Source organism: Enterobacter sp. PI-10 (assembly GCF_027947695.1).
GTDB classification, from domain to species: Bacteria; Pseudomonadota; Gammaproteobacteria; order Enterobacterales; family Enterobacteriaceae; genus Enterobacter; species Enterobacter vonholyi.
Map to the genome: position 1 here is coordinate 325,960 of NZ_JAJNOG010000003.1, position 13,677 is coordinate 339,636.

Below are 13,677 nucleotides of genomic sequence, written 5' to 3' on the forward strand. Positions count from 1 at the left end.
ATCGTGTGACGTAAGGGGCCTGATGGCCCCTTTTTTGTGCTTCCCCGATTCTCACTACTTACCCGTTTTGGTGTACTCTTGCCGCCCTGGCATGAGGATAATAATGAATGGACATGACTTTTTTACGCGCCAGCTTTCTGGCTATGCTTTTTTTCCTGACCGCGTGTGACGATCCCGCGCCCGTGGCGAAAACCGATGCACCCGCCGCGACGGTGCTCGAAGGCAAAACGATGGGAACCTTCTGGCGCGTCAGCGTGATGAACCTCGATAAAACTCGCACGGATGAGCTTCGCGGCAAAATTCAGGCGCAGCTGGACGCCGACGATCAGCTGCTCTCAACCTATAAAAATGACTCGGCGCTGATGCGCTTTAATCTCTCCACCAGTACCTCTCTGTGGCCGGTGAGCGAGGCGATGGCCGATATCGTGACTGAATCCATACGCGTGGGTTACAAAACTAACGGGGCGATGGATGTGACCGTCGGCCCTCTGGTGAACCTCTGGGGATTTGGCCCGAATAAACAGCCTGTGAAGACGCCCGAACAGGCGGCCATTGATGACGCCCGCGCCAGAACGGGGCTGCAGCATCTGACGGTGATCAACCAGTACGGGCAGCAGTACCTGCAAAAAGATATTCCCGATCTGTTTGTCGATCTGTCAACGGTCGGGGAAGGCTATGCGGCGGATCATCTTGCTGCACTGATGGCGCAGGAAGGCATTTCCCGTTATCTGGTCTCGGTTGGCGGCGCGTTGGTCAGTCGGGGCATGAACGCCAGCGATAAGCCGTGGCGCGTAGCGATTCAAAAACCAACCGATCGGCAAAATGCCGTGCAGGCGATAGTGGATATCAACGGACATGGCATCAGTACATCCGGAAGCTATCGTAACTATTACGAGCTTGACGGGAAGCGTATTTCACATGTTATCGATCCGCAGACCGGGCGCCCCATCACGCATAACCTGGTCTCGGTAACGGTCATTGCCCCCACCGCGCTGGAAGCGGATGCCTGGGATACCGGGTTAATGGTTCTCGGCCCGGAAAAAGCTAAAGAGGTGGTCCGTCAGGAAGGGCTGGCGGTTTATATGATTGTTAAAGAGGGCGACGTGTTTAAAACCTGGAGCTCGCCGCAGTTCAACAGTTTCCTGGTCAGCGACAAAAATTAAAAAGCAAGGTTGCGGGTTTTTTATCGGTGGCGCTCAGGCACGCTCTATGTATGCTTATACGAGGAGCCGATCATGAAAAACCCAACCTTAATTACCGATGAGGATCGCTGGCAGGCCGTACTGGCCCGCGATCCGCTCGCTGACGATCAGTTTGTCTTCGCCGTGCAGACAACGGGTATTTTCTGCCGTCCGTCATGTCGCGCCCGCCACGCGCTGCGTAAAAATGTCCGTTTTTATCCTGATGCCCATCATGCCGCTCAGGCAGGGTTTCGCCCGTGCAAGCGCTGCATGCCGGACAAACGCGATCCGCAGGCGCAGAAGCTGGCAAAAGTGGAACATGCCTGCCGGCTTCTGGAGCAGGATCCTGCGTTAACCCTGGAGAAGCTGGCGGAGCAGGTTGCCATGAGTCCTTTCCATTTCCACCGCCTGTTTAAGTCGGTGACGGGCATGACGCCAAAAGCCTGGCAGCTGGCGGTGCGGGGTCAGCGTTTGCGCACCGCGCTTGCGCAGGGAGACAAAATTACCGACGCCGTGCTGGCGGCGGGATTTCCCGACAGCAGCAGCTATTATCGTAAAGCCAACGATGCATTAGGCATGACGGCGAAGCAGTACCGTAAAGGAGAGGTGGCCGTGCGGTACGCCATCGATGACTGTTCGTTGGGACGCTGTCTGGTCGCCGAAAGCGAGCGGGGGATCTGCGCGATTCTGCTGGGTGACACCGATGCTGAAGTAACCGCAGAGCTTGCCACGCAATTTCCAAAAGCTACGCACGCGCCGCTGGACGACGCGTTTGTGCAGCGGATCCACCAGGTCATTGCCAGTATTGATAATCGCGACGTACCGCTTGCGCTGCCGCTGGATATTCGTGGAACTGCTTTCCAGCAGCGCGTCTGGCAGGCACTTCGCAACATTCCCTGCGGCGAAACGGCAAGCTACCAGCAGGTGGCGCAGGCGATTGGCCAGCCCAGGGCGGTACGCGCCGTTGCCGGAGCCTGTGCGGCAAACACGCTGGCGATTGTGATCCCCTGTCATCGCGTGGTTCGCAACGACGGTGCGCTGTCGGGCTACCGCTGGGGGACGGCGCGAAAAGCGCTATTACTGAAACGTGAGGCGAAACGTCAGGAGGGATAATGCTCGATCTTTTTGCGGATGCTGAACCCTGGCAGGAGCCGCTTGCGCCGGGGGCGGTTATCCTGCGTCGCTTTGCTCTCTCCCGTGCGGAGGCGTTGCTTGCCGGAATTGAAGAGGTCACAGCGGTTTCACCGTTTCGTCATATGGTAACGCCGGGCGGCTACACCATGTCGGTGGCCATGGCCAACTGCGGCGAACTGGGCTGGGCGACGAACGAGCGGGGCTATCTGTATGCCCCGAACGATCCTGCGACCGGCCAGCCCTGGCCTCCGATGCCTGCGGTTTTTCAGGCGCTTTGCCGTGAGGCCGCCGTGGCAGCCGAGTATCCTGACTTTCGGCCGGATGCCTGCCTGATTAACCGCTATGCCGTTGGCGCAAAGCTCTCGCTGCATCAGGATAAGGATGAACCCGATCTGCGCGCGCCTATCGTCTCGGTATCGTTAGGTCTGCCCGCCGTCTTCCAGTTTGGGGGATTACGCCGCAACGATCCGCTCAAACGCATCATGCTGGAACATGGCGATGTGGTGGTGTGGGGCAGGGAATCGCGGCTTTATTATCACGGCATTCAGCCGTTGAAACCCGGCGTCCACCCCCTCACGGGTGAGTACCGCTTTAATCTGACCTTCCGTCAGGCGGGGATGAATAAACTAAAATAAGAATTATTCTTGATGTCCGCGCAGGGCAGTTTACACTGCTGGCTGATTTTTATTGTCCGGATTGCCTGCATGCAACTACTTCTCCTCGTCTGGCGTCAGTATCGCTGGCCCTTCATCGCCGTTATGGCGTTAAGCCTTGCCAGCGCCGCGCTGGGTATTGGCCTGATCGCGTTTATTAACGTGCGGTTGATAGAAATGGTCGACACCTCGCTCTCCGTATTGCCGGAGTTTCTTGGCCTTCTGCTGCTGTTGATGGCGGTTACGCTCGGCTCACAGCTGGCGCTGACCGCGCTTGGCCACCATTTCGTTTTTCGTTTGCGCAGTGAGTTTATCAAGCGGATCCTGGACACCCAAATAGAGCGCGTTGAGCAGCTCGGCAGCGCCTCCCTGCTGGCGGGGCTGACCAGCGACGTGCGCGCCATTACCATCGCGTTCGTTCGTCTGCCGGAGCTGGTGCAGGGGATCATTCTGACCTTTGGCTCGGCGGCCTATCTCGCCTGGCTCTCCACCAAAATGCTGGCGGTGACTGCACTGTGGATCGCCATCACCATCTGGGGCGGTTTTATGCTGGTGTCGCGCGTCTATAAACATATGGCGGTGCTGCGCGAAACCGAAGATAAGCTCTATAACGATTACCAGACGGTACTGGAAGGGCGTAAAGAACTCACCCTGAACCGCGAGCGCGCCGAGTATATCTTTAACAATCTCTATATCCCGGACGCGCGCGAATACCGGCATCACATTATTCGCGCTGATACCTTCCACCTGAGCGCGGTGAACTGGTCAAACATTATGATGCTGGGTGCCATTGGCCTGGTATTCTGGATGGCGAACAGCCTGGGCTGGGCGGACACCAACGTAGCGGCAACATACTCGCTGACGCTGCTGTTTTTGCGCACGCCGCTGCTCTCGGCGGTCGGCGCGTTGCCCACCTTACTGAGTGCGCAGGTGGCCTTTAATAAGCTCAAAAAATTCGATCTCGCGCCGTTCCAGGCAGAATTTCCGCGCCCGCAGGCCTTCCCGAACTGGCAGACGCTCGAGCTACGTAACGTCACGTTCCGCTATCAGGACAGCGCCTTCTCCGTGGGGCCGATCAACCTGACGATCCGCCGCGGCGAGCTGTTGTTCCTGATTGGCGGCAACGGCAGCGGTAAATCGACGCTGGCTATGCTGCTCACCGGGCTTTATCAGCCGCAGTCGGGCGAGATTTTGCTGGATGGCAGGGCGCTGAGCGCGGAGAAACCTGAAGATTACCGCAAGCTTTTCTCGGCGGTGTTCACCGACGTTTGGCTGTTCGATCGGCTGCTGGGGCCGGATGGGCAGCAGGCTAGTCCGGCGCTGGTGGAAAAATGGCTGGCGCAGCTGCAGATGTCGCACAAGCTGGAGTTACAGGACGGGAAGATCCTCAACCTGAAGCTTTCCAAAGGGCAGAAAAAGCGCGTGGCGCTGCTGCTGGCGCTGGCGGAAGAGCGTGACATCATCCTGCTCGACGAGTGGGCAGCGGATCAGGACCCGCATTTCCGCCGCGAATTTTATCAGGTGCTGCTGCCGCTGATGCAGGAGATGGGCAAAACCATTTTCGCCATCAGCCACGACGATCACTACTTCATTCATGCTGACCGCCTGCTGGAGATGCGCGACGGCAGGCTGAGCGAGCTGACCGGTGAAGAGCGCGATGCGGCATCGCGTGACGCGGTGGCGCGTACGGCCTGAAGCCTTCACCCTAACCCTCTCCCACAGGGAGAGGGGAGAGATCGTGGCCGTAATGCCGCTTTTTTCTCCATCCCGGCCCGTTGTTTATTCTTATTTACATATCCCCGCGCTATGCTTAACCCCAACTCATTTAATGGATTTATGATTGATGTCGGTATTAAAGAAAAACAGCGCCAGACAGCGTGACCAGGAGCGCGCGCGACTCATCTGGCTCCTCACGACCGATAAAGCGGTCACTTCTACGCTATTAGGCAAACTCACCCTGGCTGAGCAATATGATGTCGGCACTCTGGCCGACGATATTGCTGAGGTAGGTGCGCTGGTTGCTCACTTACCCCCGCCGGATCTGGCGGACACCCTTGAAGCGCTTCCCTCGGAAGAACGTCACGCCCTCTGGCGTCTGGTACAGGATCACGAGCGCGGACAGGTGCTGCTTGAGGCCTCCGAAAACGTCTGGGACGACCTGATCGACGAGATGAGCGACCGGGATATTCTCGACGCTCTGCAAACGCTGGATATCGACGAGCAGATTTACCTCGTTCAGCACCTGCCGCGAAACCTGACCGGTCGCCTGCTGGCGTCACTGCCTGCGGAGGAGCGGGCGCGCGTGCGTCAGGTGATGCACTATGAGAAAAACAGCGTCGGCGCGATCATGGAGTTCGGCGTTATCACGGTGCGACCGGACGTGACGCTCGGTACCGTACAGCGCTATCTGCGTCGCCTGGGCAAAATGCCGGATAACACCGATAAACTGTTTGTCACCTCCCGGGACAAAACCCTGCTCGGCGAGCTGGAGCTGAAAACCATCCTGCTCAACAGCACCCAGCGGAAGGTGAGCGAGGTGATGGAAAACGAGCCGATGGTCTTCTCCCCGGAAGACGATGCGGAGAAAGCGGCGCGAACCTTCGAACGTGACGACCTCGTGAGTGCTGCCGTCGTGGATTCCGTCGGCAAACTGATGGGGCGTCTGACCATCGACGAGATCGTTGACGTGGTCTACGAAGAAACCGATAACGATCTGCGTGCGCTCGGAGGGATCAGCGCAGAAGATGACGTCCATGCCTCCGTCGGCAAGGCGGTGAAAACGCGCTGGGCGTGGCTGGCCATTAACCTGTGTACCGCGTTTATCGCCTCCCGCGTGATTGACGGCTTTGAACACACTATTTCGCAGCTGGTGGCGCTGGCCTCGCTGATGCCGATTGTGGCCGGGATTGGCGGCAACACCGGAAACCAGACCATCACCATGATCGTCCGCGCGCTGGCGCTGGAAAATATTCAGCCCGGCAACTTCGCCTTTCTGATCTTCAGAGAGATGGGCGTGGCGCTGATCAACGGCCTGGTATGGGGCGGCATTATGGGCGGCATCACCTGGTGGCTGTATGACGATATGGCGTTAGGCGGAGTGATGATGCTGGCGATGGTGCTGAATTTGCTGGTGGCATCGATGATGGGCGTCATTATCCCGTTGACCATGACCAAACTGGGGCGCGACCCCGCGGTGGGGTCGAGCGTGATGATCACCGCCATCACCGATACCGGCGGTTTCTTTATTTTTCTTGGACTGGCGACGATTTTTCTTCTTTAAGCCGACGCTTGATGCGGGCGGGGAGGAGTGCCATGACGATAATCCCGCCCAGCACGCCAATTGCCAGATTGCCGGTTGATACCGTGGCGGCAACGGTGACCAGCATGACGACCGTTTCCGCTATCGGGGCCGTTTTCAGCGTGGCGGGCTGAAGGCTGTGCCAGCTGAAGGTTTTGACGGCGACGATTGCCATAATGCCCGCCAGCACCGCCATCGGGATGTTGGCCATCACCTCGCTGAGCGCCGTCACCAGGATCAGCAGCACGATGCCCGCAGCGAAGGTTGAAATGCGGCTTCGGCCTTTCCCCATCTCCACGTTAACGATGGTTTGTCCTATCATCGCGCAGCCTGCAATACCACCGTAAAATCCGGCCAGAATATTGCCGACGCCTAATCCAATGCTTTCGCGGCGTTTACTTGACGGTGTCGCGGTCAGTTCATCCACCAGCTTTGCCGTGAGCAGGGACTCCAGCAGGCCGACAAAGGCGATGCTCAACGCGCACGGCCAGATAATGCTCAGCGTCTGTAAATTGAGGGGGACCAGAAGTTCACTAAGTCCCGGCAAACCGCCGCTCATTGAGCCTTCATCGCCCACGGTCGGCAGGCTTTGCCCGGTTGAAACGGTAAACAAGGTTAACAGCACAATCGCAATCAGCGGGGAAGGGATGCTTTTGATATAGCGCGGCACCCAGAGCACGATCAGCAGCGTCAGCACGAACAGGCCCACAATCAGCGGGCTTCGGCTCCAGAAATGCGGCACCTGAGCTAAGAAGATCAAAATGCCCAGGGCGTTAACAAACCCGGTCATGACCGACTGGGGAATAAAGCGCATCAGCCTTGCCATGCCCAGCACGCCAAACAGAATCTGAATCACGCCAGCCATGAGCACGGCGGGAAGAATGTACTGCACGCCGTGCTGATGCACCATCGGCCCAATGACCAGCGCCACGGAACCGGCCGCTGCCGTGACCATCGCCGGACGACCACCGAGTATGGACAGGGCGAGACACAGCACTACGGAAGCGATCAGGCTGACCTTCGGGTCAACGCCCGCGACCACCGAAAACGAGATGACTTCGGGGATCAGAGCCAGGGCGGTAATCACGCCTGCCAGCGTTTCGTGCGTCAGCTTCTTAGGGGAACGCAGTACGTTGGCTACGCGGTTTTCGGGGGATACAGCAGAATGGGGTAAGGACATAACAGTTCGCTGGTTAGGGCAGGCTTCCGTGCGCGCGATCACAAAACGCAACATACTAGCCAGTAAAACCGCGCTTTACCAGACGCATCGCTAATTCCTCACAAACAATCCATCATTAAATTTCACAATTACAATAATTTCGTAACCTTTAAACAATATTTAAAAGTTGTTACCGTGCCCCCGCAGCTTTTTTCACCTGCAATTTCCACGCATCAAGCACTTTTACACTAAGGCATAAATTATGAAAAAAATGACTGCCATGCTCTTTTCTCTGGCCGTGGGGCTTAACACCGTCTCCATGGCGGCGAAAGCTGACGCACCAAAAGAGCAGGAAACGGACGTCCTTTTAATCGGTGGCGGGATCATGAGCGCCACGCTGGGAACCTATCTGCAAGAACTGCAGCCGGACTGGTCTATGACCATGGTCGAGCGCCTTGATGGCGTGGCGCAGGAGAGTTCGAACGGCTGGAATAACGCCGGTACCGGCCATTCGGCACTCATGGAACTGAACTATACGCCGCAGAAAAAGGACGGTTCCATTAGTATCGAGAAGGCAGTAGAAATCAACGAAGCATTCCAGGTTTCTCGCCAGTTCTGGTCTCATCAGGTCAACAGCGGCGTGCTGCACGACCCGCACTCCTTCATCAACACCGTGCCGCACATGAGCTTTGTGTGGGGCGAGCAGAACGTCAACTTCCTGCGCGCGCGCTACGCCGCTCTGCAGCAGAGCACGCTGTTCCGCGGGATGAAATACTCTGAAGACCACGCGCAGATTAAAGAGTGGGCTCCGCTGGTCATGGAAGGTCGTGACCCGAACCAGAAAGTGGCGGCGACCCGTACCGAAATTGGTACTGACGTTAACTACGGTGAAATTACCCGTCAGCTGGTGACGTCTCTGAAGAAAAAAGAGAACTTCAATCTGCAGCTCAGCACCGAAGTGCGCGGTTTCAAGCGCAACGCGGATAATAGCTGGAGCGTGACCGTTGCCGATCTGAAAAACAATGAAGCTGAACACGTCATCAAGGCGAAGTTTGTCTTCATCGGTGCGGGCGGCGCGGCGCTGAAGCTGCTGCAGGAGTCCGGTATTCCGGAAGCTGACGACTACGCGGGCTTCCCGGTCGGCGGTCAGTTCCTGGTGTCCGATAACCCGGAAGTGGTGAATCGTCATCTGGCAAAAGTGTACGGTCAGGCTTCCGTGGGCGCGCCGCCAATGTCCGTTCCACACATCGATACCCGTATGCTTGACGGCAAACGCGTGGTGCTGTTTGGACCGTTCGCGACCTTCTCCACTAAATTCCTGAAAAACGGCTCCCTGTGGGATCTGCTGAGCGCAACCACCACCTCTAACGTCAAGCCGATGATGGACGTGGGTCTGGATAACTTCGATCTGGTGAAATACCTGATTAGCCAGGTGATGCTCTCTGACGACGATCGTTTCGAAGCGCTGAAAGAGTACTATCCTCAGGCGAAGAAAGAAGACTGGCGTCTGTGGCAGGCGGGTCAGCGCGTGCAGATTATCAAGCGCGATCCGAAAGAGGGCGGCGTGCTGCGTCTGGGTACCGAAGTGGTGAGCGATAAGGATGGCACAATCGCCGCGCTGCTGGGCGCGTCACCGGGTGCGTCTACCGCTGCGCCAATCATGCTGCACCTGATGGAAAAAGTGTTTAAAGATAAAGTCGCCAGTCCGGAATGGCAGGCGAAGCTGAAAACCATTATTCCATCCTACGGCACGAAGCTGAACGGTAACGTGGACGCGACGGAGCAGGAGCTGGAATACACCAGCCGCGTACTTCAGCTGCAGTACATCAAACCGCAGGCTGCGGATGCTGCGCCGAAAGCGGAGCTGAAGCCTCAGCCGGAAAACAAACCGGTTGCGGATATCGCGCTGTAAGGTAAAAAAGCCGGGTGGCGCTGACGCCTACCCGGCCTATGTTCGGTGTTGTTTTGTAGGTCGGGTAAGGCGAAGCCGCCACCCGACTTAATTTCAACGTACGACAGCCTGCTCAATCTTCTCTTCAGCCTTCCACACGCGATACTTCACTTCCACGTTTTCAGGCGTATAAACCACGATCGGCAACTTGCTGTTGTAGCGCAGCAGGCTATTGTCGCCCAGATACGCTGTCACAAATTTCTTCTCTTTCTTGCCGTCCGGGCAGGCCATCATGGTGGAGACCGGAGAGGTCACTTTATCAAAGACGTAGTAGTCATAACCCCAGCCTTCCAGCGTTTTGCTTTCCAGCTGACCGCCCAGACGATGCTGGTTGCAATCCACTTCCAGCGTCTTGCCAATCAACAGCTCCACTTTGAAATTCGCTTCATCCTGCTGTGCCGGTAGCTGGATCACCTGACGCTTCATCCCTTTATCCGCTTTCGGATACGGGGCGACTTTTTCCAGCGGCTGCTCTTTAGGGGTTTCGCTGGCGAAAGCACTGGTGCTGACACATGCGGCGGCGATGAGTGCGATGGCAAATTTAGGTGCGTTTTTCATTGTCATTCCTTTATGTCAAAACGATCCTGCACAGGTTAACATATCAATTATGAATGATTGGTGTTATTTACTTACATTTTCAATATTAATAGCGCAATAAACCACATATTTGCCATTTAAGTAGAGATTTGTACTGGCGTGGAGTCCGGCAGGCGTTTGTGTTATTTTAGACCCTCTATAATGTTATTCATCTGTAAAAGGGAAGAGAGATGGTTCGTGCAAAACTGAAAACGCCTGAAGGCCGCAAGTTCCTCCTGGCGCTGCTGGTTGTGTTTATGATTGCTGCCGCGTGCGTGGGGCGGGCCACCATTGTAGGCGTTATCGAACAGTACAACATTCCTCTCTCTGCCTGGACAACCAGCATGTATGTCCTGCAGTCGGCGATGATCTTTGTCTACAGCCTGGTGTTCACCGTTCTGCTGGCCATCCCGCTGGGCATTTTCTTCCTGGGCGGACGTGATAAACACTAGACGCCGATTTGCGATATCGAAGCCATCCTGCGGGGTGGCTTTTTTATGTCTAATAATTTTTATTCGCATTTCCAGGATATTCTGTTTCGAACAAGACAGTGCAACATGAAGCAGGAGATGCGCAATGTTATCCCGGTTTGCAACGCTCAGCCGGATCCCGAAAGGAGTCTGGGTGGTGGGCGGCGTCAGTATGTTAATGGATATCTCCTCGGAGATTATCCACAGCCTGCTGCCGCTGTTTATGGTGACGACGCTGGGCGCCAGCGTTATTTTCATTGGTTTGATTGAAGGTCTGGCTGAAGCTACGGCGCTGTTTATCAAGGTGTTTTCCGGCGCCATCAGTGACTATCTGGGCAAGCGTAAAGGACTGGCGGTTCTGGGCTACGGTCTTGGCGCATTGAGTAAACCGTTGTTCGCTATCGCCTCTTCTTCCGGCATGATCCTTGGGGCGCGCTTAATCGACCGGGTCGGGAAGGGGATACGGGGAGCGCCGCGCGATGCGCTGGTTGCTGATGTTACGCCGCCGGAACTTCGCGGCGCGGCCTTTGGGCTGCGTCAGTCGATGGACACCGTCGGCGCATTTCTCGGGCCGCTGCTGGCCGTAGGATTAATGCTGCTGTGGAACGATGACTTCCGCACGATTTTCTGGATCGCGGTGATCCCCGGCGTGCTCGCCGTGGCGCTGCTTTTCTTCGGCCTGCATGAGCCGAAAACGCCCGTCGAACATAAACGCACGAACCCCATCAAAAAAGAGAACCTCAGGCGTCTCGGGAAAGGCTGCTGGTGGGTCATTGGCCTGGGAGCCATCTTCACGCTCGCACGTTTCAGTGAAGCATTTCTTGTGCTGCGCGCACAGCAGTCGGGGGTGCCGCTGGCGCTGATCCCGCTGGTGATGGTGGCCATGAATCTGCTCTATTTCCTCTCTGCCTATCCGTTTGGCAAGTTGTCGGACGGGATGAGCCACACCCGATTACTGCAGTGGGGCCTGGTGATGCTGATTGGGGCAGATATTGTGCTGGCGCTGAGCACCCACTGGGCTGGAATGCTTCTGGGCGTCGCGTTTTGGGGAGTACATATGGGTATGACCCAGGGATTACTGGCGGCAATGATCGCTAAAACCGCACCGCCCGATCTGCGCGGCACTGCTTTCGGTATTTTTAGTCTGGTCAGCGGCGTGGGATTATTAATCGCCAGCGTGGGAGCCGGCGCGATATGGGAAACGTTTGGCGCGGAATATACGTTTTATGCCGGAGCGGTGATTTGTCTGGCTACGCTGGTGTATCTGCGCAAAACCCCGGACGAGGCGAAATAAAAAAACCAGCCATCAGGCTGGTTTTCAGTATGTTTTTGGTCGGCACGAGAGGATTTGAACCTCCGACCCCCGACACCCCATGACGGTGCGCTACCAGGCTGCGCTACGTGCCGACGCATAAAAAGAATACTACTCGATTCCGTTTTGAATGCAAGGGAATCTGTCGCTAACTGGTTTATTATTAATCAGTTAGCGATGAAGCGCTTCTCATCCGTCAGGACCTGCAGCAGCAGGCTCAGCTGCGGTTTCTGGTCTTTCAACCGTTCACCCTGCAGATTATACGTCTGATAATTCCCGTTACTGTTCAGCACCAGCGTCAGCTTCGGTGTGGTCACCACCAGCGTGTCATTCCCGGCAGCCGTGACCCAGTTATGGCGGCGCGCGGCGCTGAAGAGATCCTGTCCCTGCGAATACTCGTTCGCTGGCGTGCTGACATGCAGCAGGCGTTGCATCAGGGTAGTCATCACATCTTTATGCTCGGTAAGCATATTGATGCGCTGTGCCGGGGTGCCAGGCCAGTGGATCACCAGCGGAACCTGCAGGTTCGGGCGTGACCAGCTCATGCTCTTCGTCTCGTCACCTAACGGGACGCCATGGCCTGCGGTCACGATCACCACGGTGTTATCCAGCTTGCCGGACTCACGTAGCGCGTCAAGCACGCGGCCAATCTGCGCATCAACATCACCCGCCGCGCGGCCGTAGCGGCGCGCGAAATCACTCTTATTGCTGTTAGCAAGCGTTGTGCCGTTAAAGGCAACCCATGAGAACCAGCGGTTATCTTCCTGCGCGTAGCGCTGAAGCCAGTTTATCCATTGGCCGGCGGTCTGCGCATCGGACTGATTTTGTGCCGCTGGCAGTGAGAAATCGGACAGCAGCGCCTGGCGGTAGAGCGGGCTGTTAAAGCCATCGGATGAGAACAACCCTAACTGATAGCCCTGCTGATTCAGCCCGGTGATCAGCGCCGCAGGCGTGCGGGTAGAGAGTACGCCGTCCATGTATCCGGCTGAAATGCCATAGAAGAGGCCAAAGATGCCCGCGTCGGTTGTGTTACCGGAGCTCATATGCTGAGTAAACGAGACGTTTTGACTCGCGAAATCGGCCAGCACAGGCATCTGCTTCTCGTAACGGGAATAGTTCAGGCCATCAACGGTGATCAGCAGGACGTTTTGCCCGCGCCCCATATCGCGATAGCGTAGATCGCTCAGAGGATACTGCACGCTGACGGCTTCCGGATTACCCTGCTCGATAAGACGGCGCTGGTACTCCTGAGCGTCAAGCAGGCCGTGTTTCTCGAGGAAACGACGGGCCGTCATCGGGTACGAGAGCGGCAGGTTCGCGCGCTGCATGGTAATAGGGCGATAGAAGTTTGCATCCGCCCAGATATACATGATGTGCGAACTGATAAAGGAGACGAAAAAGAGCGCGGCGACGGGCTTCGCGTAATGGCGTCGCCGGGTCAGGCTGCGGAGCTTTTGCCAGCTCCACGTCGCAAACAGCATCTCAATCAACAGGATCACCGGGACGCTGATAAACATCAGCTGCCAGTCACGGGCCGTTTCGTTCTGGTCGGGGTTAATCACCAGTTCCCAGACGATGGGGTTAAGATGCAGGTGGAAGCGGGTGAACACTTCACTGTCGATAAGCAGCAGCGTCATCCCCACCGTCGCGAGGATGGCGGATAAGAACCGCATCAGACGCTGCGACATGACGATAAACGTCAGGGGGAACAGGATCAGCAGATAGGTGGCGAAAACCAAAAAGCTAAAGTGACCGACAACGCTTATCCAGGAGTAGACACGCCCGGTTAGCGTTGTTGGCCAGTCTGCGACAAACAGATAACGACAGCCAATGACCGTCGCCAACAGAATGTTGAACAGGGCAAACCAGTGCCCCCAGCTGACCATCTGGGAGACTTTTTCACGGTAGCGCTGACGATTCGTCACCATAAACTGTTGTTCGTA

The 13,677-nt window shown here is 56.6% G+C and carries 11 protein-coding genes and 1 tRNA gene; 8 read left to right on the plus strand and 4 right to left on the minus strand.

Going from position 1 to position 13,677, the window contains the following annotated elements; all coding sequences use genetic code 11:
- Positions 1–107 precede the first annotated feature (107 nt).
- The 5 genes from apbE (at position 108) to mgtE (ending at position 6,248) form a co-directional block, all read left to right on the plus strand.
- Positions 108–1,163, plus strand: a complete 1,056-nt coding sequence (gene apbE / locus LRM19_RS09935; RefSeq protein WP_271368633.1) for an FAD:protein FMN transferase ApbE — start codon at positions 108–110, stop codon at positions 1,161–1,163.
- A gap of 72 nt (positions 1,164–1,235) precedes the next feature.
- Positions 1,236–2,294 (plus strand): bifunctional DNA-binding transcriptional regulator/O6-methylguanine-DNA methyltransferase Ada, encoded by a 1,059-nt coding sequence (gene ada / locus LRM19_RS09940; protein ID WP_271368634.1) that lies wholly within the window; start codon positions 1,236–1,238, stop codon positions 2,292–2,294.
- Complete coding sequence (gene alkB, locus LRM19_RS09945; RefSeq protein WP_115875872.1) at positions 2,294–2,950, plus strand: DNA oxidative demethylase AlkB; 657 nt, start codon at positions 2,294–2,296, stop codon at positions 2,948–2,950. Before ada ends, alkB begins: the two co-directional genes overlap by 1 nt.
- Positions 2,951–3,019: 69 nt before the next feature.
- A complete protein-coding gene (locus LRM19_RS09950; RefSeq protein WP_127731750.1) occupies positions 3,020–4,663 on the plus strand; it encodes a multidrug ABC transporter permease/ATP-binding protein in 1,644 nt (547 codons plus the stop codon).
- Between the two features lie 148 nt (positions 4,664–4,811).
- Complete coding sequence (gene mgtE, locus LRM19_RS09955; protein WP_069303099.1) at positions 4,812–6,248, plus strand: magnesium transporter; 1,437 nt, start codon at positions 4,812–4,814, stop codon at positions 6,246–6,248.
- Here the strand turns inward: mgtE and LRM19_RS09960 are convergent.
- Complete coding sequence (locus tag LRM19_RS09960; protein WP_271368635.1) at positions 6,211–7,500, minus strand: SulP family inorganic anion transporter; 1,290 nt, start codon at positions 7,498–7,500, stop codon at positions 6,211–6,213. The two genes, mgtE and LRM19_RS09960, sit on opposite strands and share 38 nt — an antisense overlap.
- Positions 7,501–7,687: 187 nt before the next feature.
- On the opposite strand from LRM19_RS09960, the gene mqo reads away from it, so the two are divergent.
- Positions 7,688–9,337 carry a malate dehydrogenase (quinone) gene (mqo, locus tag LRM19_RS09965; RefSeq protein WP_047652540.1) on the plus strand — a complete coding sequence of 550 codons (1,650 nt, stop codon included), beginning with the start codon at positions 7,688–7,690 and terminating at the stop codon, positions 9,335–9,337.
- Positions 9,338–9,430: 93 nt separating this feature from the next.
- Here the strand turns inward: mqo and eco are convergent, their stop codons facing one another.
- On the minus strand, positions 9,431–9,934 hold the full coding sequence (gene eco, locus LRM19_RS09970; RefSeq protein ID WP_045351839.1) for a serine protease inhibitor ecotin: 504 nt from the start codon (positions 9,932–9,934) through the stop codon (positions 9,431–9,433).
- Positions 9,935–10,143: 209 nt separating this feature from the next.
- On the opposite strand from eco, the gene LRM19_RS09975 reads away from it, so the two are divergent.
- Both LRM19_RS09975 and LRM19_RS09980 read left to right on the plus strand, forming a co-directional pair.
- Positions 10,144–10,404 carry a DUF2534 family protein gene (locus LRM19_RS09975; RefSeq protein ID WP_010433451.1) on the plus strand — a complete coding sequence of 87 codons (261 nt, stop codon included), beginning with the start codon at positions 10,144–10,146 and terminating at the stop codon, positions 10,402–10,404.
- 124 nt (positions 10,405–10,528) lie between these two features.
- Positions 10,529–11,716, plus strand: coding sequence for an MFS transporter (locus LRM19_RS09980; protein ID WP_115875869.1), 1,188 nt, complete (start codon positions 10,529–10,531; stop codon positions 11,714–11,716).
- A 36-nt stretch (positions 11,717–11,752) separates the two neighbouring features.
- On the opposite strand, the gene LRM19_RS09985 is transcribed toward LRM19_RS09980, so the two are convergent.
- Positions 11,753–11,829, minus strand: a tRNA-Pro gene (locus LRM19_RS09985).
- A gap of 72 nt (positions 11,830–11,901) precedes the next feature.
- Positions 11,902–13,662: an LPS biosynthesis-modulating metalloenzyme YejM gene (yejM, locus tag LRM19_RS09990; protein ID WP_115875868.1), complete on the minus strand. Its 1,761-nt coding sequence runs from the start codon at positions 13,660–13,662 to the stop codon at positions 11,902–11,904.
- Between the last annotated feature and the right edge of the window lie 15 nt (positions 13,663–13,677).